This is a genomic window from Spirillospora sp. CA-128828 (assembly GCF_050945415.1).
In the GTDB taxonomy this organism is placed as follows: Bacteria; Actinomycetota; Actinomycetes; order Streptosporangiales; family Streptosporangiaceae; genus Spirillospora.
In genome coordinates this window covers 2,393,380-2,416,624 of sequence record NZ_CP191986.1, presented here as the reverse complement: position 1 = coordinate 2,416,624, position 23,245 = coordinate 2,393,380, and the positions used below count along the sequence as shown (strand labels likewise).

Sequence of the window (23,245 nt, the reverse complement as noted above, 5' to 3'; positions counted from 1 at the left end):
TGGTGGACGTGCGGGTGGTGGATGTGGAGGGGTGGTGGACGCCGGAAGGTCAGGTGGGCGAGCGCAGCCCGCGGCGCTGCAGCAGCACGGCGATCACGATGATCACGCCCTTGGCGATCAGCTGGTCGCTGGTCTGCAGGCCGTTCAGGATGAACAGGTTGGTGATGACGGTGAACACCAGCACGCCGAGGATCGACCCCATGACGGTGCCGCGGCCGCCGGTGAGCAGCGTCCCGCCGATGATCACGGCGGCGATCGCGTCGAGCTCGTACAGGTCGCCGTGGGTGCTGGAGCCGGTGGTGGTCCGCGCCATGATGATGATCGCGGCGATGCCGCAGCAGAAGCCGGACAGCGCGTACAGCAGCAGGGTGTGCCGTCGGACGTTGATGCCGGCCAGCCGGGCCGCCTCCGGGTTGCCGCCGACGGCGAACGTCCGGCGGCCGAACGTGGTGCGGTTGAGCAGCAGCCATCCGGCGACCGCGACCGCCGCGAAGATGTACACGACGAGCGGCAGCCCCAGCACCTTGGTGGTGGACAGCGCCTCGATGGCGTCGTTCTCCGGCCGGACGAGCTGGGTCCTGCGGTCCGACATCCGCTGCGCCAGCCCCCGCGCCGCGACGAGCATCGCGAGCGTGGCGATGAACGGGACCAGCCGGCCGTAGGAGATCAGCAGGCCGGTCACGATGCCCGACCCCGTCCCGACGAGGATCGCGCACATCGCCATCACGGCGGGGCCGTAGGACTGCGTCGCCACCGTGGTCGCCCACACCGACGCCAGCGCCATCACCGACCCGACGGACAGGTCGATCCCGCCGCCGATGATCACGAACGTCTGGCCGACGGTGATCACGCCGATGGTGGCGGCCAGCGCCAGGATCCCGACCACGTTCCCGGACGTGGCGAAGTTGTCCGGCTCGGTCACCAGGCCGACGACCGCGAGCAGCACCAGCGCGGCGACCAGCCCGAGATGGTGGATCTCGCGGCTCCCCGCCCCGCCGCCCCGCGCGAACGGCCGCCACGGCCCCCCGCCCGGGGACTTCCCGATCGCGAGCGCCCCGCCGCTCTCGCCTACCCCTACGTCTTTCCGGGGGGTCTGAGGGGCCGACCCCCCAGAGTGATACGTGTCGGTCACAGGGCACTCCCTTCCATGATCATGTTGAGCACGGCGCCCTCGTCGAGGTCGCGGGCGTCGCCGGTGTGCACGATGCGGCCCTCCCGGACGACGAGGACCCGGTCGGCGAGCCCGAGCACCTCGGGGACCTCGCTGGACACCAGCAGCACCCCGATCCCGCGTCCGGCCAGTTCGCGGATCACCGCGTACAACTCGGCGCGGGCGCCGACGTCGACGCCGCGGGTCGGCTCGTCCAGGATCAGCAGCCGCAGCCCGGCCGCGCCGAGCAGCCAGCGCGCGAGCACGACCTTCTGCTGGTTGCCGCCCGACAGCGTCACCACGGGGCGTCTCGGGTCGGGCGGGCGGATGTCGAGCGCCTGGATCTGGCGGCGCACGTCGGCGAGCTCGCGGCGGCGGCTGAGCCAGCCGAACGACGCGTACCGGGACAGCCCGGCGACGCTGACGTTCCCGGCGACGGTCTCGTTCATCAGCAGCGCCTGGCTCTTGCGCTCCTCCGGCGCCATGCCCATGCCGCGCCGCACCGCCGCGCCCGTGTCGCCGGGACGGACGGGACGCCCGTCCACGAGCACCCGCCCCCGCGCGGGACGCCGCGCGCCGTAGACGGTCTCCAGGATCTCCGAGCGCCCGGAGCCGACGAGCCCGGCGAGGCCGACGATCTCGCCCGCGCGGACGGTGAGCGACACGTCCTCGAACGCGCCGGGCAGCGTGAGGTTCTCGACCCGGAGCACCTCGGGACGGTCGTCGGCGGGCTCCGGCCGCTCCGGGAACACGTACTCCACGTCGCGTCCCGTCATCAGGGACACGATCTGATCCGTCGAGGTGCTCTGCGCGGGCAGCCCGCCCGCGACGGAACGACCGTCCTTGAGCACGGTGACCCGGTCGCCGATCTGGCGGATCTCCTCCAGCCGGTGCGAGATGTAGACGACCGCGACGCCGGCGGCGGTCAGCTCGCGGATGATGCGGAACAGGTTGTCCACCTCGTCGTGGGCGAGCGCGGCGGACGGCTCGTCCATCACGATCAGCCGGGCGTCGTGCGACAGGGCCCGGGCCATGCTGACGACCTGCTTGCCCGCGGCCGGCAGCCGCCCGACCTCGCGCCGCGGCGGGATCTCACCGTGCCCGAGGCGGCCGAGCAGCTCCCGCGCCGCCCGCTCGGCGTCGCCGCGCCGGGTGAAGCCGAAGGTCGCCTTCTCGTGGCCGAGGAAGATGTTCTCGGCGACCGACAGGCCGTCCACCAGGTCGAGCTCCTGGTAGATGGTCGCGATCCCGGCCCGCATGGCGGCGGTGGGACCGGCGAGCCGCACCGGCCGCCCGGCGAAGACGATCTCGCCCGCGTCCGGCTGGTGCGCGCCGGCGAGGACCTTGATCAGCGTCGACTTCCCGGCGCCGTTCTGCCCGAGCAGGCAGTGCACCTCGCCGGGGCGGACGTCGAGGTCGACGCCGTCCAGCGCGCGGACGCCGGGGAACTGCTTGACGATGCCGCGCATCCGCAGCAGCGGTTCGGGTTCGGACGAGCCCATCGGGCCTCCTCGGGGGGCCGAAAAGAGGTCAGGACGCGGAGAAGGAGAAGACGTGGTCGCTGATGAGCCGGGCGCCGCCGACCACGCCGGCCGCGCCGGCGAGCTCGGACAGCACGATCGGGAGGTTGCCGGTCGCGAGCGGCGCGGACCGGCGGTAGACGACGCTGCGGATCTCGGCGAGCAGCGCGTGGCCGAGGCCCGCGACGCCGCCCGCGATGATGACGAGGCCGGGGTTGAAGAAGCTGACCAGCCCGGCGAGCACCTGCCCGACGTGCCGGCCGCCCTCCCGGATGATCTGCACGGCGACGGGGTCGCCCGCGGCGGCCGCCTCGCCGACGTGCTCGGCCGACAGCTCCCCGTGGGTCTCCAGTAGTGCCGCGAGCTGCGCCGACTCCCCGGACCGCGCCGCGGCCTCGGCGTCCCGGGCGAGCGCCGCGCCGCCGAAGTACGCCTCCAGGCACCCCGCGTTGCCGCAGGCGCAGATGGGCCCGTCGTCGTCGACGCGGATGTGCCCGATGTCGCCGGCGCTGCCGGACATGCCCCGGTAGATGGCGCCGTCCACCACGATGCCGCAGCCGATACCGGTGCCGATCTTGACCAGCAGGAAGTCGTCCACCGACCGCGCGAGCCCCGCGTGCAGCTCACCGAGCGCCATGAGGTTCACGTCGTTGTCGACGAGCACCGGGCAGCCGAGCTCCTGCCCGATCGCGTCCCGCACCGGGAACCGGTCCCAGCCCGGCATGATCGGCGGGACGACCGGCATGCCGTCCCGGAAGCTGACCGGCCCGGGGACGCCGATGCCGGTCCCGTGCACCTGCGGGATCAGGCCCTCGTCGCGCAGCTTGCCGAGCAGGTCCAGCGCCCGGTCGAGCACCACGGTCGCCCCCTGCCGGACGTCGCACTGCTCGCTCACATGGCCGAGCACCTCCAGCGCGCCGTCGGTCACCGCGACGTCGATCGAGGTGGCCCCGATGTCGAACGCCACGAACCGCAGGCTCGGCGACAGCCGGACGATCCCGGACCGCCGGCCGCCGCGCGAGGCGGCCAGCCCCGCGCCCTCCACGAGGCGGAGCTCGACCAGCCGGTCGAGCTCGACGGCGAGCTTCGACCGCGACAGCCGGACGACGTCGCCCAGCTCGGCGCGCGAGCGCGGCCCCTCGTCACGCAGCAGCCGCAGCAGGCGTGCCTGATGCACGTTCTGCGGACGAGCCGACATGCGCATCACGCCGTCCTCTCGGGATCGATCCGGAGCCGTGTGACCCCGGTCTCATGCCGAGACCGTAACCGGCTTTCGCCGCCTTGAGAAGACCTTTTCCCTAGATCATTCGAACTTTCTCCACTCAGAGGACAAAGATGGACCGACAACGGCCCCGCGCCGCCGCGCGAGGGGCGCGGCGGCGCGGGGCCGTCGGCGAAGACCGGCGACGCGGGTCCGGTCAGTAACTGACCGGCTGGCGGCCGCTGCTCATGGTTCGCATGATGTGCTCGACCAGGGTGATGAGGACGCGTTTGGCATCCTCGCGGTCGCGCACGTCGCAGGAGATCACCGGGATGTCGGGGGACAGGTCGAGGGCGTCGCGGACCTGCTGGGCCGTGTGCTGCCCGGCGCCGTCGAACCGGTTGACCCCGATGATGAACGGGACGCCGCGGCGTTCGAAGTAGTCGACCGAGGCGAAGCAGTCGGCGAGCCGGCGGGTGTCGACGAGGACGACCGCGCCGAGCGCGCCCTTGGCCAGCTCGTCCCACATGAACCAGAACCGGTCCTGGCCCGGGGTACCGAAGACGAACAGCACCAGGCCGTTGGGCAGGGTGATGCGGCCGAAGTCCATCGCCACGGTCGTCGTCGTCTTGTTCGCGACGGCTGTGGTGTCGTCGATCCCGATGCTCTTCTCGGTCAGTGCCTCCTCGGTGCGCAGCGGGCGGATCTCGCTGACCGCGCTGACCAGGGTGGTCTTGCCGACGCCGAAACCACCGGCCACGAGGATCTTGACCGTCAGCGCCGAGTCGCCCTGGTGGGCGCCCGTGTCAGAGCGCACGGATTCCATCGATCACTTCCTTGAGTACGCGCTCGCTGGGGAACTGCGCCACCGGCGCGGGTCGCCGGACCTGTATCAGCGAGTGGTCGAGCAGGTCACCGAGCAGGACACGGACGACCCCGAGGGGAAGTTCCAGATCCGACGCTATCTCGGCGACCGACAACGGGGTGCGGCAAAGCTCCAGGATCATGTCATGTTCGGGCTCCGGCGCCCACGGGTTCACCGGAAGCGCGTGGGCGTCGTCCGCCGCCTCCGGTGGTTCGGCGACGGCGATCAGCGCGACCAGGTCGAACTCCACGCCGTCGTAGTGCGTACGGCCTCCGGTGAGCGCGTACGGGCGCACGACGGGGCCCGCCGCGTCGTCGTACCAGGCCGTGCCGCCCATGTCACGCTCCGCCGGTCTCGGCCGCGGCCCTCGGGTTCGCCGACAGATGCTGCCCGACCCGGGTGACCAGCATCGCCATCTCGTAGGCGATGATCCCGAGGTCGGCGTCGGCGTCGGCAAGGACCGCCAGGCAGGCGCCCTGCCCGGCGGCGGTGACGAACAGGAACGACGACTCCATCTCCACGATCGTCTGCCGGACGGGGCCGCCGCCGAACGACTCCCCCGCACCGCGCGCGAGGCTCTGGAAGCTCGCGGCCACGGCGGACAGGTGGTCGGACTCCTCGGCGGACAGCCCGCTGGACGCGGCCATCCGCAGCCCGTCGCTCGACAGCACCACCGCGTTCTGCACGGGAGCGACCCGCTGGACGAGGCTGTCCAGCAGCCAGTTCAGCTCACCGCCGGATCCGCCCGGGAACTCCGCGCCGGAGTGCTGGGCATGTGTCATGGGGTGTCGTCCTCCTGGTCACCTGGGTTGCCTGCGGTCTCCACGTCGACGGCGTCCTGCCTGCCGCGCTCCCAGCCGCGCTGCATGGCGGACATCATCGATCGCATCGTCTCGGGCGAGCGGGGCTCGCCGTCCTCCGGTCCCTCGTCCGCCGGAACGGTCCCGGCGTCGCCCTCGGGCAGTGCGGCGTCCGCGGGAACCGAGTCCATCGGGACGGGCGCCGCGAGCGGCGTCCCGGCCGGCTCGGGCGCCGGCGGCGGTTCGGGCGGGGCCTCGGCCTGCGCGGCGAGGTGCGCGTCCACACGCTGCTTGAGCTGGGGCGCCAGATGCGTCTGCCGCCTGCGCTTCGGCAGCTCGCCGTCCTTCAGCGACGGCGGGGGCTCCGGGGGCGTCTCGGCGGACGCGGGTTCGGGCTCCGGCGCGAGCGGCTCGGCGGGTTCGGCGGGACGCGCCGAGCCGGCCGAGAGCGGCTCGGCGACGAGCCGCACGACCCCGCCGGAGTCGGTCCGGTCTCCTGCGGGAGGACGCCCCCCCGCACCCCCCGTAAAAGCCGTCTGGTCCGGCTCGATGGCGGGCCGGGTGAACGCCGACAGCGCCGCGGCCGGGTCGGACACCGTCTGCATCGGCCCGGTGGTGCGGCGCACCGCCGGCGTCTCCGGTTCGGCGTTCTCCACGATGAGCGAGCCCGGGATCAGCGCGATCGCGGTCGTCCCGCCGTACGGGGACGGGCGGAGCGTGACGGTGATGTCGTGCCGCTCGGCGAGCCGCGCGACGACGAACAGCCCGAGCTGGGCACTGTCGGACGGGTCGAACTCGGGAGGGTTGGCGAGCCGCTCGTTGGCGGCGCGCAGCGCCTCCTCGGTCATGCCGAGCCCGCGGTCCTCGACCTCGATCGCGAAGCCGCTGGCGACCGGCTGCCCGCTGACCCGCACCGGCGACTGCGGCGGCGAGAACGTGGTGGCGTTCTCCACCACCTCGGCGAGCAGGTGGATGACGTCGGCGACGGCGGAGCCGAGCAGCGCGAGGCGCGGCAGCGGCTGCACCCGGACGCGCGGGTAGTCCTCGACCTCGGCGACCGCGCCGCGCACCACGTCCACCAGCGGGACGGGGCGCCGCCAGCCGCGGCCCGCCGTCTTCCCGGCGAGGATGACCAGCCCCTCGGCGTGCCGGCGCATGCGGGTCGCGAGGTGGTCGAGGCGGAACAGGTCGGACAGCTCGGACGGGTCCTCGGTGCGGCGCTCCATCGTGTCGAGCAGGCTGAGCTGGCGGTGCAGCAGCGCCTGGTTGCGGCGCGCGAGGTTGACGAACACCTCGCTGATGCCGCGCCGCGCCGCGACCTCGCCCTCCGCGGCCACCAGCACGGCCTCGCGGGCCCGGTCGAACGAGTCGGCGATCTGCCGGATCTCGGTGATCCGGTACTCGACGCCGGGTTCGGGTTCGGGCTCGGCGGGGTCCCCGGCGCGGATCTGCTCGGCGAGCAGCGGCAGCCGCTTCCGGGTGAAGTCCACGACGCCGCCGGCGAGCGTGCGGCACTCGCGCAGCAGCCGCCGGGAGACCCGGACCGCGATCAGCGTGGACAGCACGATCGCGAGCAGGCCGAGGCCGCCCGCCAGGCCGAGCCGCGCGAACGAGCGGATCGCGATGCCCTGGGCGTGGCCGATGACCTCGTCGAGGGTCTCGTTCTCGAAGTCGTACAGGCGGCCGTTGGCGGTGTCGGCGACGGACCGCCACACCGACGGCTCGACGGTCGGGGCGCGGGCACCGCGGGCGGCGCCCTGTCCCGCCCCCGTCTTCGCGCCGGCCGGCCCGCCGGTCTGGCGGGTCGTGCGGGGCGCGTCCGCGCCATGGATCACCTGGTCCTCCAGCTCGCGGAGCTGGATGAACTGCGGCGACGCGATGAGGCGCTGGTAGCTGGCGCGGGACCTGTCCGGCAGGTTCGGCGCGTTGTCGGCGTACAGCATCCGCTGCGCCCCGACGAGCTGCGCGAACTCGCCGCGCTCGGCGGCGGTGATGTGCCCGGCGGCGAGCGCACCGGTCAGCAGGGCGTCCTCGCGGGCCATGAACTCGCGGGCACGGCCGACGGCGATGAGAGTGCGGGTGTCGGCGACGATGAGCCCGTCTCCGGGCGTCGCCGAGGTGTAGACGGCGAAGGCCGCGTCGATGATCTCGTCGTACTGGCGGAGCACATGACTGCGGTCGGCGACCCGCTCGTCCACGCTGCGGCGGATCGCCTCGAGGTTGCCGGTCTTCTGCACGAGCCCGTCGATCCGCCGGACCGTAGCCGGGAGGATCGAGCCGCGCAGCCCCTCGTCCCGGGCGCCCTGGCGGACCGCCTCGGCGGCCTTGTCGGTGGTCTGCCGCTGCGTCCGCATCGTGCCGAGGTCGGTGCCGCGGGTGCCGCCGAGCTCCGCCGTCGACAACCGCCGCTCCTTCTGCACCGCGTCGATGAGCCGCTGCGCGGGCAGCACCGTCTTCTCTTGGAACTTGCGGCTCTGCAGGAGCAGGTGCGCGTCGCCGTAGGTGATGCCGGTGACGAACACCCACAGCGAGGCGATCGCCAGCAGCGGCACGAGGACCAGCAGGGTGATCCTCGCCCGGATGGAGGAGAGACGCGGGCCCATCACGGCTGGCGGACCCTGCTCAATGGCGTCGCCTTCGGCATTGGGGGGCGGTACATGCGGGGGAAACCTCCCGATGCGTGGGAGTACGGGGGTGTGCGGGAGCCTACTACGTCGCGGGTTCACGATGACCGGTCATCTGATCACCGTGCGCCACCTCCTCTTCGTCGGGCCAGGTCAGGACGTGCTCCATCAGTGCGACGAGCACCTCCTTGGACGACTCGCGGCGGCGGACGTCGCACAGCACCACCGGGACGTCCGGATCCAGGTCGAGCGCGATCGCGACGTCCTGCGCCCGGTGGGTCCGGACGCCGTCGAAGCAGTTCACGGCCACCACGAACGGCACGCCGCGGCGCTCGAAGTAGTCGATCGCGGGAAAGCAGCTCTTCAGCCGGCGGGTGTCGGCCAGCACGACGGCGCCGATCGCGCCGGAGGCGAGCTCGTCCCACATGAACCAGAACCGCTCCTGGCCGGGCGTGCCGAACAGGTAGAGCAGCAGCTGGTCCGACAGCGTGATCCGGCCGAAGTCCATGGCGACGGTGGTGGTCTCCTTGGCGCCGATGCCGGACACGTCGTCGACCGCGACGCCGCGTTCGGTCAGCGGCTCCTCGGTGTGCAGCGGCCTGATCTCGCTGATCGAGCCCACCATGGTGGTCTTCCCGGCGCCGAACCCGCCCGCGATGAGGATCTTCGTCGTGACGAGCGGCCGGTCCGCCAGGCCCGGCGGCCGGGCGGGCGGCCCGTCAGAGTGCGCGGAGACCATTGAGCACCTCCCTCAGTACGCCCTTCGGCGGGCGGCGGCCCTCGGCCGGCCGCGCCTCGGCCACCACCGCGACGAGGCCCTCGTCCCGAAGGTCGCCGAGCAGGACCCGGACGACGCCGATGGGCAGGCCGAGGTCCGCCGCGAGGTCGACGACCGGCAGGGGCCGCGCGCAGCCGCGCAGCACCCGCGTGTGGTCCGGGCTGTAGCGCAGCCGGTCGCCCGCCGGGACGCCGGTGGCCGCGACCACCGCGATGAGCTCGAAGCCCGCGCCCTCCGGCCGGGTCCGTCCCCGGGTCATCGCGTACGGGCGCACGACCGGACCGGCGTCCCGGTCCAGCCACCGCTCTGCCGACGGGGTCATCGGTCAGAAGCCCCGCGACCCCGGCCCCCCGGCGCCGCCGAAGCCCTGGCCGCCCGGCTCGGCGCCGAACCGCGGGCTCGCCTGCAGGTGCTGGCCGACCCGCTTGACCAGCACCGCCATCTCGTAGGCGACGAGGCCGGCGTCGGCCTCCGCCTCGGCCAGCACGGCGAGGCAGGTGCCGTCGCCCGCGGCCGTCACGAACAGCAGCAGCGCGTCCATCTCGATGATCGTCTGCCGGACGTTCCCGCCCGCGAAGTGCCGGCCGGCGCCGCGCGCGAGGCTCTGCACGCCGGAGGCCAGCGCGGACAGGTGCTCGGCGTCCTCCCGGGCGAGCTCGTTGGACGCGGCCACCGCCAGCCCGTCGCGCGAGAGGATCACGGCCTGCCGTACCGTCGTGACCCGCTCGGCGAAGTCGTTGAGCAGCCAGTTCAGCTCACCGGTCACGGTGTTGTGCATCATCGGGTTCCCTCATCCCCCACATCGGAGGCGCGTCCGCGCCGCCATCCCTGCTGTATCGAAGCCATCAGAGAGCGTGCCTCTTCGGGCGAGCGTGCGATACCCCCGGCCGTGGCTCCGCCGGCCCGGGGCGGCGGCGGGGGCGTCTTGCGCAGTTGCGGGGCCAGGTTCTTCTGCCGCACGCGGCGGGGCAGCCCCGCGTAGGTTTCCGCGGGCCGCCAGTCCTCGGCCGTGTTGCCGTCGTCGTTCCCACGGGTGTTCTCGTGCTCGTCCATCGCCACCACCTGCTCTTCCGCCGGCTCGTCCTCCAGCGGAGGTACGGCGTCGTCCGACCAGGGGTTCGGTGCGGAGCGCGGCGGCAGGGCGCGCACCGGCTCGTCCGGGACGGGCCACGGCGTGGCGGGTCCGGTGAGCTCCGGCAGCGCGGGCGGCGCCTCCAGGTGGCCGCCGGCCCCCTCCAGGTGCCCTGGAGCGTTCCGCAGTGGAACGACCGCTTCCGGAGCCGGCGCGGGCACCAGCACGGCCTCATGCTCTCCGAACTCGTGCTCTCCGGGGAGGCCGTCGGTCACGGTGTCGAGGGGGGACGCGACGGCGGGCGCGGGGTCCTCGTCCGGTTCGGACGCCGGCGGCAGCATCCCCGCGGCCATCTCCTCGGCCGGCACCACGAGCTCGTGCGGCAGCAGGACGATCGCCGTCACCCCGCCGTACGGGGACCGCTGCAGCGTCACCGAGATGTCGTGCCGGGCGGCCAGCCGCGCGACGACGAACAGGCCGAGCTGGTCGGTGTCGACCAGGTCGTACTCGGGCGGCTCGGCGAGCCGGCGGTTGGCCTCGGCGAGCAGCTCCGGCTTGACGCCGAGGCCGCGGTCCTCGATCTCGACGGCGAAGCCGATGCCGACCCGCTCGGCCATGACCCGCACCTCGGTGTTGGGCGGGGAGAACGCCGCGGCGTTCTCGATCAGCTCGGCCAGCAGGTGGATGACGTCGGCGACGGCCGCGCCGACCAGGCCGTCCTCGGAGTCGCTCAGCACGGTGGCGCGGGTGTAGTCCTCGATCTCCGAGACGGCGGCGCGCAGCACGTCGGTGAACCGCACCGGCCGCCGCCAGCCGCGCCCGGGCGTCGCGCCGGACAGGATGATCAGGCTCTCCGCGTGCCGCCGCATGCGGGTGGTGAGGTGGTCGATCCGGAAGAGGTCCTCCAGGTCGTCGGCCTCGGCGCGGCTCTCCAGGCCGTCCAGCATCGTCAGCTGGCGGTGCAGCAGCGACTGGTTGCGGCGGGCGATGTTGAGGAAGATGCGGCTGACGCCGGCGCGCAGCTCGGCCTGGCCGACGGCGGCGTCGACGGCGGTCCGCTGCACCTGGGCGAACGCCTCGGCGAGCCGGGCGACCTCGGTGGTGCGGCCGGCGTGCAGGGGCGGGGCCTCCGCGGCGACGTCCACGCTCTGGTTGCGGCTCAGCCGGGCGACCACGCCGGGCAGCCGCTCGCCGGCCAGTTCCTCGGCGGCCCCCCGCAGCCCGACCAGCTCGCGGACGAACCCGCGCGCGAAGCGCAGCGTCAGCAGCACCGAGACGAGGACCGCCAGCAGGCCGAGGCCGCCGACGACGCCGAGCCGGACGTAGGCCGCCCGGCCCAGGTCGTCGGCGTGCTCACCGGCGCGCCTGGAGTTGCTCAGCACCATCGCGTTGACCGACATCACGAGCGGCTGCGCCGTCCGCTGCCACTCGCCGGCCTCGACGGGGAGCCGCCTGCGCGGGTCGGCGTCGGCGATCCGGTCCTCCATCGCCTTGAAGCTCTGGTACCGCGCGGACGCGAAGACCTGGACGGTGCCGGTCCGGTAGATCGCGGGGTCGAGCAGCGAGCGCTGTTTGATCCACTGCCAGCGCTGCTCGCCGACCATCTCCACGAACATCCGGTGCTCGGCCGGGGTCATCCGGCCCTTGGTGATGAACGCGCTCGCGACCAGCGCGCTCTCGCGCTGCAGCAGCTCCATGGCGCGGCCGGCGTGCCGGGTGGACAGCGTCCAGTTGTAGAGCGCGGAGTCGTCGATGACCACGAGGCTGTCGTAGAGCCGGTGCATGTCGTCGACCATCGTGCCGTAGCCGTTGATCGCGGTGAGCCGGTCGACGGACCGCGCGTCGACGGCGGCCCGGAGCCCGCCGAGCCCGCCGAGCGCCCGGAGCACCTCGGTGACGCGGCTCTCCATCTCGGCGTTGGTGGCGCTGCGCGCCGCGCTCGATGTCGCCTCGCGGCGGAAGTTCTCGACGGCCGCGTCGACGCGCGACCGCTGTGAGACCAGGGCGGCGGGGGTGCCGCCCGGGGTGGACCGCGGGGTGCTGAGGAACATGGCGGACGCCTGGCGCTCCTTGCCCAGCTCCAGCAGGACGCCCTGGCCGCTCGGCGCGAACTCGCGGTCGAGCGTGTGGTACCGGCGCTGGGCGAGCGCGTCGCGTCCGGTGACGATCGCGGCGTACCCCCAGAGCGCCACGAGCGAGAGCAGCGGCACGAGCAGCAGCGCGGTGACCTTCGAGCGGATCGAGCGCGTACGGGGGGTTCTCATGTGACCTCGAACGTTCCGGCACGGAGGGTCCCTGGGATCATAAAGGCCGTCCGCGACGGGCCCGCAACCCCTTTGGCGGCTTTCGGACGCATTGCCGCTATTCCTGGCCACCTGCGGCGATGTTCGAAGACACGATGATCTTGTCCAATCTGACACAAGGAGATAGCGGCAAATCCGGACAATTTGCTTCAATTCCCCCTGTCCTCGGAGGAGATTGCACCATACTCTGCTTCTTCACCCCACCGCTCACGCCGCGGCCGGCAAGGGAAGGAGATCCGCGATTCCTACAGGCAACGACGACGGCCGGGCCGGGAGGACGGTTCCCGGGCCGGAGGGCGTTACGATGCCCGCCGTGAGTCCCGAAAGCCAGGCATCCGAGGCACTGCCGTCCCGACGGCGCCGCACCCCCCGCGGCGGCCGGCACCGCGGCGACGAGTCCTTCCTGCTGCCTCCCGGATCCCCCACGCTGGTCCTCGCCGTCCCCGGGTCCGCCCGGCAGGCCGGCACCGAGATCGCCGCCGAACTCGCCCGGCTCGTCGAGATCGAGCACACCGGCCAGCCCGCGTACGTCGGGCACCTGCAGGGCGACGAGGCGAGCCTGGGCGGCGTGCTCGCCGGGCTGAGCCGGGAGGAGGACGAGCCCACGGCCGTGGTGGTGCCGCTGTCCACCGGCCCCGACCCGGCGCTGGACGCCGCCGTCCGGGCCGCGGTCGAGGCCGCGCCCGTGCGCGCCGTCGCCGCCGAGCCGCTCGGCCCGCACCCGCTCATCGCCGAGGCGCTGCACGACCGCCTCGCCGACGCGGGCCTCGCCCGCGCCGACCGCATCCGGCTGATGACGATGGTGACCGCCGCGTCCGGCGTCATCGTGGCCACCCCCGGTGACGCGACGGCCGTCCGACAGGCCGAGGTCACCGGCGTGCTCCTCGCCTCCCGTCTCGCGGCCCCCGTCTTCACCGCGTCGCTGAACGACGAGGCGTCCGTCAAGGCGGCGGCCGAGCAGCTGCGCGCTACCGGTGCCACCTCCATCGCGATCGCCCCGCACCTGATCGGCCCGGAGCCGGAGGCCGCGCTGGTCGCGACGGCCGCCGCCACCGTGGGCGCCTCCCACTCGGCCCCACTGAACGTCCACCCGGCCCTGGCCCGCCTCGCCGCCCTCCGCTACGTCGAGGCCCTGCTTCCCCAGGCGTAGCGGTGCCGGACCGGGGACGCCCCCGGGATCAGCGGTTCTTGAAGTCGGGGGGGCGTTTCTGCAGGGTGGCCGTCATGCCTTCGGCCAGGTCCTCGCTGAAGAAGGCGAGGGTCTGGACGGCCGTCTCGGCGATGAGCTGGCGGCGCAGGCCGGGGACGTCCAGGGACGCGTTGAGCAGCTCCTTGGTGCGGCGCAGCCCGTACGGGGACTTGGTGAGCAGCTCGTCGGCGAGGGACCGGGCGGCCGCCCCGTCCCCTCCCTCGGCGGTCATCTCGGTGATGAGCCCGAGGGCGTCGGCGCGCGCCGCGTCCAGCCGCTGGGCCCGGTAGGAGATCTCGGCCGCCCTGGCCGGGCCGACCAGCCGGGGCAGCAGCCAGGACAGGCCGCAGTCCCCGGCCGACAGGCCGAGATCGGTGAACGGCACCACGAACCGGGTGGTCGGGTCGGCGACCCGCAGGTCGCAGGCCAGCGCCCAGGACACGCCCATGCCCGCGACGGGTCCGTGCAGCGCCGCGATCACCGGCTGCGGGATCTCCCGCAGCCGCGCGGTGACCTCGCCGCCGCGGGCGATGCCCCGGTAGAGCCGCTGGACGCGGCCCTCGCCGCTCTCGCCGTCCGGGTCGCCCGCCTGGAGGTCCATGCCCGAGCAGAACCCGCGGCCCGCGCCGGTCAGCACGACCACCCGGGTGGACGGGTCGCCCATCAGCCCGTTGAGGACGTCCAGCATCTCCTCGGTCAGGGCGCCGTCGACGGCGTTCAGTCGCTCCGGACGGGACAGGGTGATCGTGAGCACCCCGTCCCGCCGGTCGAGCTCGATCCCGGCCAACGGCTCAGGAGGTGAGCTGCTGGATCAGGGGGCCCATCTGCTCGCCCACGTTCCTGAAAACGGTCAGCGGCTCGGCCGCGTTGATGGCCGCCCAGTTGTCCCGCACGTCCTCGACCGACAGCGTCTTCTGCTGCCCGTAGCCCGGCCCCTCCGCCACGAGGATCTTCGCGATGCGGCCGCCGCCGACGGTGTAGACCTCGCCGGAGTCCTCGTTGGACTCGTGCACGAGGTAGGCGACGAGCGGCGTGACCTGGTCGACGCCGAGCCTGCCGGCGAAGTCGGCGGGAAGCAGGTCCTCGGTCATGCGGGTCCACGCGACAGGGGCGATCGCGTTGGCCCTGATGTTGTACTTGGCGCCCTCATGGGCGAGGGTCTTGGTGAACCCGACCAGGCCCATCTTGGCCGTGGCGTAGTTGGCCTGGCCGAAGTTGCCGAACAGGCCCGCCGGCGACGAGGTGTTCACGATCCGGCCGTAGCCCTGCTCGCGCAGGTGCGCCCACGCGGCGCTGGACACCAGGAACGAACCGCGCAGGTGGACGGCGATGACGGCGTCGAACTCGTCCGTGCTCATGTTCTTGAACGACTTGTCGCGCAGGATGCCCGCGTTGTTGATGACGATGTCGACCTTGCCGAACGCGTCCAGCGCGGTCTCGATGATCGCCTGCGCGCCCTCGGGGGTCGCCACGTTGTCGGGGTTCGCGACGGCCTCGCCGCCGTTCTTCTTGATCTCGTCCACGACCTCCTGCGCGGGGCCCGCCGAGGCGCCGACCCCGGACCGGTCGCCGCCGAGGTCGTTCACGACGACCTTGGCGCCGCGCGCGGCGAGCTCCAGCGCGTGCTGCCGGCCGAGGCCGTGGCCCGCCCCGGTCACGACCGCCACGCGGCCGTCGTAGCGCAGTTCCGACATCTGCTGTCTCCTCACATCGCACCGACTACGTCCCCAGGTAATCATCCGGGGGTTACCCAGTGGTACCACTGAACCGAATCACGCTCGGCCGCGACCCCCGGGGTTTCCCGGACTGGACCCCCGAGCGGTCCTGCGTACGATGGGACGTGGGGGGAAGTTGCGTTGAATGCCCCATTTCACCGGGGGTTACCGCGTAGTCTCCTCACTCATCGACGCCGTGAGAGCAACGGAGGTCCCGTCTCGATGAGTCCCGCCGACGCGTCCACGCCGAGCCCTCGCCGCTACCGCGTGGTGCAATGGGCGACGGGCGCGATGGGCCGCAGCGTGATCCGCGGCGTCCTGGACCGGGACGACATGGAGCTCGCCGGCGTGTGGGTGCACAGCCCGGCCAAGGTGGGCGCGGACGCCGGGACGATCGCCGGCCGCGACCCGATCGGGATCACCGCGACCGGCGACATCGACGAGATCCTCGACCTGGACGCCGACTGCGTCGTCTACGCCCCGAGCCCGGTCCACGACCGGTTCTCCGAGCTGGACACGCTCTGCGCCCTGCTGTCGTCCGGCAAGAACCTGGTCTCCCTGAGCGGGCTGGTCTACCCGCGGGCGCACGGCCCGTTCTTCGTGAACGAGCTGGAACAGGCCTGCAAGCGGGGCGGCGTCTCGGTGCACGGCAGCGGCGTCAGCCACGGCTTCATGGCGGACGTGATGCCGCTGGTGCTGTCGCGGCTGTCCCGCCGGATCACCCACGTCTACGCCCGGGAGTGCACGGACTTCGCCCGGCACCCGTCGTGGGCGATGATCCACTACATGATCGGCTTCGGGAAGGACGAGGAGGCGTACCTGCGCGCCCTGCGGCCGGCCCGGGCCGCGATGCGGACGCTCTACACCGAGAGCCTGCATCTGATCGCCGCCGGTCTCGGCGTCGACCTCGACGAGATCGACATGGACGTCGACCACCGGCTGGCGGGCACCGACCTCGTCACCGCCGCCGGGCCCATCCCGCGCGGCACCGTCGCCGCCTCCCGCTGGACGTTCAGCGGCATCGCCGCCGGCCGCCCCGTGATCACCGTCGAGCTCGTGCACAAGGCGAACGCCGCGCGGATGTCCGACGACTGGGGGCGGCCCGGGTACTCGCTCCGCGTGGACGGCCGCCCGTCCCTCACCCTCTACGCGGACGAGGAATGGGTGTCCGATGAGATCTCCGCGGCGTCCGCGCACGCGCTGAACTCCGTCCCGGCCGTGTGCGCCGCCGACCCCGGCATCCGCACGTACCTGGACCTGCCGATGATCTGCGGCCGCATGCACCTCTGAACCCGCGTGCTCACGAACCGGGCGGGTCTCCTCTGGGGGGACGACCCCCAGACCCCCCGGAAGGGCTCGCCGACCCGGCTCCCTGCGCTCCGCTCCGGGAACCGGGTCGGCGTCACGGGGTGGTGCGCGCCGGCTCGCCCTCGGGTTCGGCCTCCGCCTCCGCCTCGGCCTCCTCGCGGGCCTCCCGGCGGTGCTTGCGGACGGTCCACACCGCCAGCCCCACCACGGCCGCCGCCGCGAGCCCGATCGCCAGGCCCCGACCCGCCAGCTTCGCCGCGTGCTCGAACGCCGTGCCCGCGAAGTAGCCGCCGAGCGTGAACGTGACCACCCACGTCACGCCGCCGATCACGTTGAACACCAGGAACTTCGGATACGGCAGCCGGGAGCTGCCCGCGAGCGCCGGCATGAGCGCCCGCAGCAGCGCGGTGAACCGGCCGATGAACACCGCGAACGCGCCGCGGCGGCGGATCAGGTCCTGCGCGCTCGCGACCTTGGCCCGGTGTTTTCGCATCATCCCGACGTCCAGCAGCCGCGGCCCGTACTTGCGGCCGATCTCGTAGCCGACCGAGTCACCGGCGACCGCGGCGACCACCGCGATGACGAGCAGCAGCGGCAGCGACAGCACGTGCTGGCTGGCGAGGACGCCGCCGACCACGATCGCGGTCTCGCCGGGGAACACGAACCCGACGAACAGCGCCGCCTCGGCGAACACCAGCGCCGCGATGATCAGGTAGATCATCGCGGGCGGGAGGCCGTCCACCAGGGCGTTGAATTGTTCGAGCATGGTCCCCCGACATCTCGTCCGGTCGTGGCCCGGCCGTGGGCCGTTTGACACTAGCTACCGACGGTTATGGTAGCCGCGAGGTTCCCGGCCCCGGATCGGTCTCAGGGACCGGAATCCGGGTGGCCCCATCGACTTTCTGGAGGAGTCCACCATGAGCGTGCAGGAGGTCGAGGGCGGCCGGTTCGTGCGGCAGGCCAACCGGTTCACCGAGCGGATCACGGCCGACGGGTCGAGCGGCCTGCCCGCCGAGCCCGGCAGGTACCGGCTCTTCGTCTCCTACGCCTGCCCCTGGGCGCACCGGACCCTGATCGTCCGGCGGCTGCTCGGCCTGGAGGACGTGATCGGCGTCGCGGTCGTCGACCCCATCCGGGACGAGCGCGGCTGGCGGTTCCCCGACCACGACCCCGTCACCGGCGCCGTCTTCCTCTCCGAGCTGTATCTGGGCAGCGATCCCTCCTTCCAGGGCCGCTACACGGTTCCGTGCATTTGGGACACCCGGACGAAACGCCTCGTCACCAACGACTTCCCGAACATCACCACGATGTTCGAGACGGAGTTCACAGCGCATCACCGCCCCGGCGCGCCCGATCTGTACCCCGAGGCGCTCCGCCCGGAGATCGACGAGCTGAACGCCCTCGTCTACACGACGGTCAACAACGGGGTCTACAAGGCCGGGTTCGCCACGTCGCAGGACGCCTACGAGGAGGCGTTCGACGCCCTCTTCGACACGTTCGGCCAGCTTGAGGAGCGCCTCTCGTCGCGCCGCTATCTGTTCGGCGACGAGATCACCGAGGCCGACGTCCGGCTCTACCCGACGCTCGCCCGCTTCGATGCCGTGTACTACTCGCACTTCAAGTGCAACCTGCGCCGCCTGACCGACTACCCGAACCTGTGGGGCTACGCCCGCGACCTGTACTCGATCCCCGCGTTCGGAGAGACGACGAACTTCGACCACATCAAGCGGCACTACTACGTGACGCAGCGGAACATCAACCCTTCCGGCGTCGTCCCCAAGGGGCCGATCATGGACTGGACGACCCGGCATGACCGGGGACGTTGACGGCTTCTCCCTCGTTATGCTGGCGCATCCTTGGTAATCCGCACGAGAGGCACGACCGCACCATGCGCAGCCAGTTCTTCAACAACCTCGAACAGGGCCAGCAGCTTCCCGGCCACTTCGCCCTCCAGAACTCCAAGATGCTCAGGGTCCACCTGAACGGAGACGTCCTCGCCCGGCAGGGCTCCATGGTCGCCTTCCAGGGCCAGATGGAGTTCGACTACGAGGGCGCCGGCGGCATCGGCAAGTTCATGAAGAAGGCCCTGACCGGTGAGGGCGTCCCCCTCATGCGCGTCAAGGGCCAGGGCCTGCTGTTCGCCGCCAACGACGCCGACGACATCCACCTCTTCTACCTGGAGAACGAGGGGATCACCGTCAACGGCAAGAACATCCTCGCCTACGACTCGCACCTGCAGTCCGACATCCAGCGCGTCCAGGGCGCGGGCATCGCCGCGGGCGGCCTGTTCAACACCACCCTCCAGGGCACCGGGTGGGTGGCGCTCACCACACATGGCACGCCGGTCATGCTCGACTGCGGCCGCGCCCCGACGTTCGCCGACGGCCAGTCCGCCGTCGCGTGGAGCACCAGCCTGCAGGTCGGCGTCAACCGCACCTTCAAGGCCAGTGCCCTCATCGGACGCGGCAGCGGCGAGGCGATGCAGCTGGCCTACCAGGGGCAGGGCTTCGTCCTCATCCAGGCCAGCGAGGGCCCGACGGTCGCCCCGCACACGCACTGACGGTCGTTGGCCAACACTGCCGAAGCCACGGTCCGGGCTTCGGCAGGTTCGGCCAATCGAGGAGGCCGAAGGCGGCGGGTCCTACCGTGCTGGCTTGGGCGAAGGGCAAGTGCGAGTAGCCTTGACCTCGTCTAAAAACTCACCTGCGAGCTGCGGAAGAGGGCGATCTCCGCCGTGTCGACAGAGTCGTCGCAAACAAGTGCCGACCCCAAGATCACAGATTTCGGTGCCAACGAGTGGCTGGTCGACGAGCTGTACCAGAAGTACCTCGACGACCCGAACTCCGTTGACGAAGCCTGGTGGAACTTCTTCGCGGACTACCAGCCGGACAGCCGGCCGGCGACCGTGACCCCCACCTCCACCCAGGCGCCCACCGATGGCGCGGCCGGGAAGACCGCGAACGGCACCGCGGCCGCTCCGCCGACACCGCAACGCCCGGCGCCACCGCCGAAGGCGCCCGCGAAGCCTGCGACCCCTGCGCCGCAGGCGGGCAGGCCGGCCCCGCCGCCGGTGCCGGCGGGCGCCGAGGAGGTCCGGCTGCGCGGCGTCGCCGCCCGGACGGCCACCAACATGGAGGCCAGCCTCGCCGTGCCGACGGCGACCAGCGTGCGCGCCGTCCCGGCGAAGCTGCTGATCGACAACCGCATCGTCATCAACAACCACCTGAAGCGCGGGCGCGGCGGCAAGGTCTCGTTCACGCACCTGATCGGGTACGCGATCGTCAAGGCGCTCGCGGCGATGCCGGAGATGAACGCCGCCTTCACCGAGGTCGACGGCAAGCCGGTGCTGATCAAGCCGGAGCACGTCAACTTCGGGCTGGCCATCGACCTGCCCAAGGGCGACGGCACGCGGCAGCTGGTGGTGCCGAGCATCAAGGCCGCCGAGACGCTGGACTTCCGCCAGTTCTGGGCCGCCTACGAGGAGATCGTCCGCAAGGCCCGGGGCGGCAAGCTCACCCTCGAGGACTTCCAGGGCACCACGATCAGCCTGACGAACCCGGGCACGATCGGGACCGTCCACTCGGTGCCGCGGCTGATGCCCGGCCAGGGGACGATCATCGGCGTCGGCGCGATGGAGTACCCGGCCGAGTTCGCGGGCGCGTCCGGCGAGACGCTGTCGCGCATGGGGATCAGCAAGGTGATGACGCTGACCTCCACCTACGACCACCGGATCATCCAGGGCGCGCAGTCCGGCGACTTCCTGCGCCGCATCCACGAGCTGCTCCTCGGCGAGGACGGCTTCTACGACGAGATCTTCGAGGCGCTGCGCATCCCGTACGAGCCGGTGCGCTGGGTCAAGGACATCTCCGCCACCCACGAGGACGACGTCGCCAAGGTCGCCCGCGTGCACGAGCTGATCCACGCCTACCGGGTCCGCGGCCACCTGATGGCCGACACCGACCCGCTGGAGTACAAGCAGCGCCGCCACCCCGACCTCGACATCCTCAAGCACGGCCTCACCCTGTGGGACCTGGAGCGCGAGTTCGCGACCGGCGGGTTCGGCGGCAAGCCGACCATGAAGCTGCGCGACATCCTCGGCGTGCTGCGGATGGCGTACTGCCGGACGGTCGGCATCGAGTACATGCACATGCAGGACCCGGAGGAGCGCGCCTGGATCCAGAAGCGCGTGGAGGTCCCGCACGACAAGCCGTCGCGCGAGGAGCAGCTGCACGTGCTGCGCCGGCTGAACAGCGCCGAGGCGTTCGAGACGTTCCTGCAGACGAAGTTCGTCGGGCAGAAGCGGTTCTCGCTGGAGGGCGGCGAGTCCGTCATCCCGCTGCTGGACGCGGTGATCTCGGCCGCGGCGATGGAAAGCCTGGACGAGGTCGTCATCGGCATGGCGCACCGCGGCCGGCTGAACGTGCTCGCCAACATCGTCGGCAAGTCCTACGGGCAGATCTTCGGCGAGTTCGAGGGCAATCTCGACCCGCGCAGCGCGCAGGGCTCCGGCGACGTGAAGTACCACCTCGGCGCGTCCGGCGACTTCGTCGCGAGCGACGGCTCCAAGATCCACACCGAGCTGGTCGCGAACCCGTCCCACCTGGAGACGGTCGACCCGGTGCTGGAGGGCGTCGTCCGCGCCAAGCAGGACCTGCTGGACGTGGGCGAGGCCGGCTTCAGCGTGCTGCCCGTGCTGCTGCACGGCGACGCCGCGTTCGCCGGGCAGGGCGTGGTGGCCGAGACCCTGAACCTGTCGCAGCTGCGCGGCTACCGCACCGGCGGCACCGTGCACGTGATCATCAACAACCAGGTGGGCTTCACCACCGCCCCCGAGTACTCGCGGTCCAGCGTCTACTCGACGGACGTGGCCCGGATGATCCAGGCGCCGATCTTCCACGTGAACGGCGACGACCCGGAAGCGTGCTATCGGGTGGCGCAGCTCGCGTTCGAGTACCGGCAGACGTTCAAGAAGGACGTCGTCATCGACATGGTCTGCTACCGGCGGCGGGGCCACAACGAGGGCGAGAACCCGTCGTTCACCCAGCCGCTGATGTACGACCTGATCGACGCCAAGCGGTCCGTCCGCAAGCTGTACACCGAGGCGCTGATCGGCCGCGGCGACATCACGGTGGAGGAGGCCGAGCAGGCGCTCCGCGACTACCAGGAGCAGCTGGAGCGGGCCTTCACCGAGACCCGCGAGGCCGTGAAGAAGCCCCTGGAGCCGGGCTCGGTCGTGAAGCCGGACGTCGAGGAGCGCATCCCGATCGACCACGGCAGGGCCGGCTCGGCCGGGTCGGCGATCCCGCAGGAGACCGTCAAGCGGCTCATCGAGTCCCAGGTCAGCCTGCCGGAGGGCTTCACCCCGCACCCGCGGCTCCAGCCGATCCTGCAGCGCCGCGCCCAGATGATCGAGGACGACGCGATCGACTGGGCGACCGGCGAGCTGCTGGCGATGGGCTCGCTGCTGATCGACGGCCACCCGGTGCGGCTCGTCGGGCAGGACACCCGGCGCGGCACGTTCGGCCAGCGGCACGCGGTGCTCGTCGACCGCAGGACCGGTGAGGAGTACACGCCGCTCAAGCAGTTCGGGCAGGGCGTGTCGAAGTTCTACGTGCACGACTCGCTGCTCAGCGAGTACGCGGCGATGGGCTTCGAGTACGGCTACTCGATGACCCGCCCGGACGCGCTGGTCTGCTGGGAGGCCCAGTTCGGCGACTTCGCCAACGGCGCCCAGTCGATCGTGGACGAGTACATCTCGTCCGGCGAGCAGAAGTGGGGCCAGCACTCCGGCGTCGTGCTGCTGCTTCCGCACGGCTACGAGGGCCAGGGGCCCGACCACTCGTCCGCCCGGATCGAGCGGTACCTGCAGCTGTGCGCGCAGGACAACATGACCGTGGTCTACCCGACCACCCCGGCGAACTACTTCCACCTGCTGCGCTGGCAGGTGCTGTCGGGCCGGAACAAGCCGCTGGTCGTGTTCACGCCGAAGTCGCTGCTGCGGCTGAAGGCGGCCACGTCCCCGGTCGAGGAGATCACCGGCGGCGCGTTCCAGCCGGTCATCCCGGAGAGCGACCCGGCGATCGACCCGGCGGGCGTGCGGCGGGTGCTGCTCACCACCGGCAAGATCTACTACGACGTGGTGAAGGCCCGGCAGGCGGCGGGCGCGACCGACACCGCGGTCGTCCGGGTCGAGCGGCTGTACCCGCCGCCGGTCGACGAGATCAAGGCGGAGCTGGCCAAGTACCCGGCGGACGCCGAGGTCGTGTTCGTGCAGGACGAGCCCGCCAACATGGGCGCGTGGCCGTTCATGGCCCTGAAGCTGCCCCACCACATCGAGGGCCTGAGGATGTCGCGGGTGTCGCGCCCGGCGTCCTCGTCCCCGGCGGTGGGCTCGGCGAAGCTGCACCAGGCCGAGACGGAGGCGCTCCTCGCGCGTCTGTTCGGCGAACAGAAATAGGTACTGGTAAGACCGAGGGCTCCGGTGTGCGCTGCGCGCCGGGGCCCTCGGCGTTCATGGAGAGAGCACGCCATGTACTTCACCGATCGGGGCATCGAGGAGCTGGCGGACCGGCGCGGCGCCGAGGAGGTCAGCCTCACCTGGCTGGCGGACCGGCTGCGCGAGTTCGTCGATCTGAACCCGGAGTTCGAGACCCCCGTCGAGCGCCTCGCCACCTGGCTCGCCCGCCTCGACGACGAGGAGGACGAGTGACCGGCCGGCCG

20 protein-coding genes are annotated in these 23,245 nt (G+C 72.1%); 6 read left to right on the top strand and 14 right to left on the bottom strand.

From position 1 onward, the window contains the following. Positions 1 to 49: 49 nt before the first annotated feature. The 11 genes from ACQPXG_RS12080 to ACQPXG_RS12030 form a co-directional block, all read right to left on the bottom strand. Positions 50 to 1,132, bottom strand: coding sequence for an ABC transporter permease (locus ACQPXG_RS12080; protein ID WP_433467745.1), 1,083 nt, complete (start codon positions 1,130 to 1,132; stop codon positions 50 to 52). Continuing rightward, on the bottom strand, positions 1,129 to 2,652 hold the full coding sequence (locus tag ACQPXG_RS12075; protein WP_433467744.1) for a sugar ABC transporter ATP-binding protein: 1,524 nt from the start codon (positions 2,650 to 2,652) through the stop codon (positions 1,129 to 1,131). Before ACQPXG_RS12075 ends, ACQPXG_RS12080 begins: the two co-directional genes overlap by 4 nt. 28 nt (positions 2,653 to 2,680) lie before the next feature. Further along, positions 2,681 to 3,874, bottom strand: a complete 1,194-nt coding sequence (locus tag ACQPXG_RS12070; protein ID WP_433467743.1) for an ROK family transcriptional regulator — start codon at positions 3,872 to 3,874, stop codon at positions 2,681 to 2,683. Positions 3,875 to 4,088: 214 nt separating this feature from the next. Further along, positions 4,089 to 4,697, bottom strand: coding sequence for a GTP-binding protein (locus tag ACQPXG_RS12065; RefSeq protein ID WP_433467742.1), 609 nt, complete (start codon positions 4,695 to 4,697; stop codon positions 4,089 to 4,091). After that, positions 4,678 to 5,073, bottom strand: a complete 396-nt coding sequence (locus ACQPXG_RS12060) for a DUF742 domain-containing protein (RefSeq protein ID WP_433467741.1) — start codon at positions 5,071 to 5,073, stop codon at positions 4,678 to 4,680. The genes ACQPXG_RS12065 and ACQPXG_RS12060 overlap by 20 nt, the downstream gene beginning before the upstream one ends. A gap of 1 nt (position 5,074) precedes the next feature. Beyond that, positions 5,075 to 5,518: a roadblock/LC7 domain-containing protein gene (locus ACQPXG_RS12055; protein ID WP_433467740.1), complete on the bottom strand. Its 444-nt coding sequence runs from the start codon at positions 5,516 to 5,518 to the stop codon at positions 5,075 to 5,077. Next, on the bottom strand, positions 5,515 to 8,139 hold the full coding sequence (locus ACQPXG_RS12050) for a nitrate- and nitrite sensing domain-containing protein (protein WP_433469946.1): 2,625 nt from the start codon (positions 8,137 to 8,139) through the stop codon (positions 5,515 to 5,517). Before ACQPXG_RS12050 ends, ACQPXG_RS12055 begins: the two co-directional genes overlap by 4 nt. A gap of 106 nt (positions 8,140 to 8,245) precedes the next feature. After that, on the bottom strand, positions 8,246 to 8,899 hold the full coding sequence (locus ACQPXG_RS12045; RefSeq protein WP_433467739.1) for a GTP-binding protein: 654 nt from the start codon (positions 8,897 to 8,899) through the stop codon (positions 8,246 to 8,248). Continuing rightward, positions 8,880 to 9,260, bottom strand: a complete 381-nt coding sequence (locus ACQPXG_RS12040; RefSeq protein WP_433467738.1) for a DUF742 domain-containing protein — start codon at positions 9,258 to 9,260, stop codon at positions 8,880 to 8,882. Before ACQPXG_RS12040 ends, ACQPXG_RS12045 begins: the two co-directional genes overlap by 20 nt. Positions 9,261 to 9,263: 3 nt before the next feature. Beyond that, positions 9,264 to 9,719: a roadblock/LC7 domain-containing protein gene (locus ACQPXG_RS12035; RefSeq protein WP_433467737.1), complete on the bottom strand. Its 456-nt coding sequence runs from the start codon at positions 9,717 to 9,719 to the stop codon at positions 9,264 to 9,266. Beyond that, the gene (locus tag ACQPXG_RS12030; RefSeq protein ID WP_433467736.1) at positions 9,716 to 12,274 is read right to left on the bottom strand and encodes a sensor histidine kinase; all 2,559 of its coding nucleotides are present in this window, start codon (positions 12,272 to 12,274) and stop codon (positions 9,716 to 9,718) included. Before ACQPXG_RS12030 ends, ACQPXG_RS12035 begins: the two co-directional genes overlap by 4 nt. 352 nt (positions 12,275 to 12,626) lie before the next feature. Between ACQPXG_RS12030 and ACQPXG_RS12025 the strand changes: the two genes are divergently transcribed. Next, positions 12,627 to 13,463 (top strand): sirohydrochlorin chelatase, encoded by an 837-nt coding sequence (locus ACQPXG_RS12025; RefSeq protein ID WP_433467735.1) that lies wholly within the window; start codon positions 12,627 to 12,629, stop codon positions 13,461 to 13,463. Between the two features lie 28 nt (positions 13,464 to 13,491). Here the strand turns inward: ACQPXG_RS12025 and ACQPXG_RS12020 are convergent, their stop codons facing one another. Both ACQPXG_RS12020 and ACQPXG_RS12015 read right to left on the bottom strand, forming a co-directional pair. Continuing rightward, the gene (locus ACQPXG_RS12020; RefSeq protein ID WP_433467734.1) at positions 13,492 to 14,289 is read right to left on the bottom strand and encodes an enoyl-CoA hydratase/isomerase family protein; all 798 of its coding nucleotides are present in this window, start codon (positions 14,287 to 14,289) and stop codon (positions 13,492 to 13,494) included. A 4-nt stretch (positions 14,290 to 14,293) separates the two neighbouring features. Continuing rightward, a complete protein-coding gene (locus ACQPXG_RS12015; RefSeq protein ID WP_433467733.1) occupies positions 14,294 to 15,196 on the bottom strand; it encodes an SDR family oxidoreductase in 903 nt (300 codons plus the stop codon). 243 nt (positions 15,197 to 15,439) lie between these two features. Between ACQPXG_RS12015 and ACQPXG_RS12010 the strand changes: the two genes are divergently transcribed. Then, on the top strand, positions 15,440 to 16,507 hold the full coding sequence (locus tag ACQPXG_RS12010) for an NAD(P)H-dependent amine dehydrogenase family protein (RefSeq protein WP_433467732.1): 1,068 nt from the start codon (positions 15,440 to 15,442) through the stop codon (positions 16,505 to 16,507). 112 nt (positions 16,508 to 16,619) lie between these two features. On the opposite strand, the gene ACQPXG_RS12005 is transcribed toward ACQPXG_RS12010, so the two are convergent. Continuing rightward, positions 16,620 to 17,291 carry a DedA family protein gene (locus tag ACQPXG_RS12005; protein WP_433467731.1) on the bottom strand — a complete coding sequence of 224 codons (672 nt, stop codon included), beginning with the start codon at positions 17,289 to 17,291 and terminating at the stop codon, positions 16,620 to 16,622. Between the two features lie 151 nt (positions 17,292 to 17,442). Between ACQPXG_RS12005 and ACQPXG_RS12000 the strand changes: the two genes are divergently transcribed. The 4 genes from ACQPXG_RS12000 to ACQPXG_RS11985 all read left to right on the top strand — a co-directional run bounded on the left by ACQPXG_RS12000 (position 17,443) and on the right by ACQPXG_RS11985 (position 23,234). Beyond that, a complete protein-coding gene (locus tag ACQPXG_RS12000) occupies positions 17,443 to 18,351 on the top strand; it encodes a glutathione S-transferase family protein (protein WP_433467730.1) in 909 nt (302 codons plus the stop codon). Positions 18,352 to 18,413: 62 nt separating this feature from the next. Continuing rightward, a complete protein-coding gene (locus tag ACQPXG_RS11995; RefSeq protein WP_433467729.1) occupies positions 18,414 to 19,085 on the top strand; it encodes an AIM24 family protein in 672 nt (223 codons plus the stop codon). A gap of 174 nt (positions 19,086 to 19,259) precedes the next feature. Beyond that, a complete protein-coding gene (locus tag ACQPXG_RS11990; RefSeq protein WP_433467728.1) occupies positions 19,260 to 22,982 on the top strand; it encodes a multifunctional oxoglutarate decarboxylase/oxoglutarate dehydrogenase thiamine pyrophosphate-binding subunit/dihydrolipoyllysine-residue succinyltransferase subunit in 3,723 nt (1,240 codons plus the stop codon). Between the two features lie 72 nt (positions 22,983 to 23,054). Next, the gene (locus ACQPXG_RS11985) at positions 23,055 to 23,234 is read left to right on the top strand and encodes a DUF6104 family protein (RefSeq protein ID WP_433467727.1); all 180 of its coding nucleotides are present in this window, start codon (positions 23,055 to 23,057) and stop codon (positions 23,232 to 23,234) included. Positions 23,235 to 23,245: the final 11 nt, after the last annotated feature.

Bases quoted from the DNA above. Each gene is read 5' to 3' on its own strand.
- ACQPXG_RS12075 (WP_433467744.1), bottom strand. From the start codon at position 2,652: ATGGGCTCGTCCGAACCCGAACCGCTGCTGCGGATGCGCGGCATCGTC.
- ACQPXG_RS12070 (WP_433467743.1), bottom strand. From the start codon at position 3,874: ATGCGCATGTCGGCTCGTCCGCAGAACGTGCATCAGGCACGCCTGCTG.
- ACQPXG_RS12065 (WP_433467742.1), bottom strand. From the start codon at position 4,697: ATGGAATCCGTGCGCTCTGACACGGGCGCCCACCAGGGCGACTCGGCG.
- ACQPXG_RS12060 (WP_433467741.1), bottom strand. From the start codon at position 5,073: ATGGGCGGCACGGCCTGGTACGACGACGCGGCGGGCCCCGTCGTGCGC.
- ACQPXG_RS12055 (WP_433467740.1), bottom strand. From the start codon at position 5,518: ATGACACATGCCCAGCACTCCGGCGCGGAGTTCCCGGGCGGATCCGGC.
- ACQPXG_RS12050 (WP_433469946.1), bottom strand. From the start codon at position 8,139: ATGGGCCCGCGTCTCTCCTCCATCCGGGCGAGGATCACCCTGCTGGTC.
- ACQPXG_RS12045 (WP_433467739.1), bottom strand. From the start codon at position 8,899: ATGGTCTCCGCGCACTCTGACGGGCCGCCCGCCCGGCCGCCGGGCCTG.
- ACQPXG_RS12040 (WP_433467738.1), bottom strand. From the start codon at position 9,260: ATGACCCCGTCGGCAGAGCGGTGGCTGGACCGGGACGCCGGTCCGGTC.
- ACQPXG_RS12035 (WP_433467737.1), bottom strand. From the start codon at position 9,719: ATGATGCACAACACCGTGACCGGTGAGCTGAACTGGCTGCTCAACGAC.
- ACQPXG_RS12030 (WP_433467736.1), bottom strand. From the start codon at position 12,274: ATGAGAACCCCCCGTACGCGCTCGATCCGCTCGAAGGTCACCGCGCTG.
- ACQPXG_RS12015 (WP_433467733.1), bottom strand. From the start codon at position 15,196: ATGTCGGAACTGCGCTACGACGGCCGCGTGGCGGTCGTGACCGGGGCG.
- ACQPXG_RS12010 (WP_433467732.1), top strand. From the start codon at position 15,440: ATGAGTCCCGCCGACGCGTCCACGCCGAGCCCTCGCCGCTACCGCGTG.
- ACQPXG_RS12005 (WP_433467731.1), bottom strand. From the start codon at position 17,291: ATGCTCGAACAATTCAACGCCCTGGTGGACGGCCTCCCGCCCGCGATG.
- ACQPXG_RS12000 (WP_433467730.1), top strand. From the start codon at position 17,443: ATGAGCGTGCAGGAGGTCGAGGGCGGCCGGTTCGTGCGGCAGGCCAAC.
- ACQPXG_RS11995 (WP_433467729.1), top strand. From the start codon at position 18,414: ATGCGCAGCCAGTTCTTCAACAACCTCGAACAGGGCCAGCAGCTTCCC.
- ACQPXG_RS11985 (WP_433467727.1), top strand. From the start codon at position 23,055: ATGTACTTCACCGATCGGGGCATCGAGGAGCTGGCGGACCGGCGCGGC.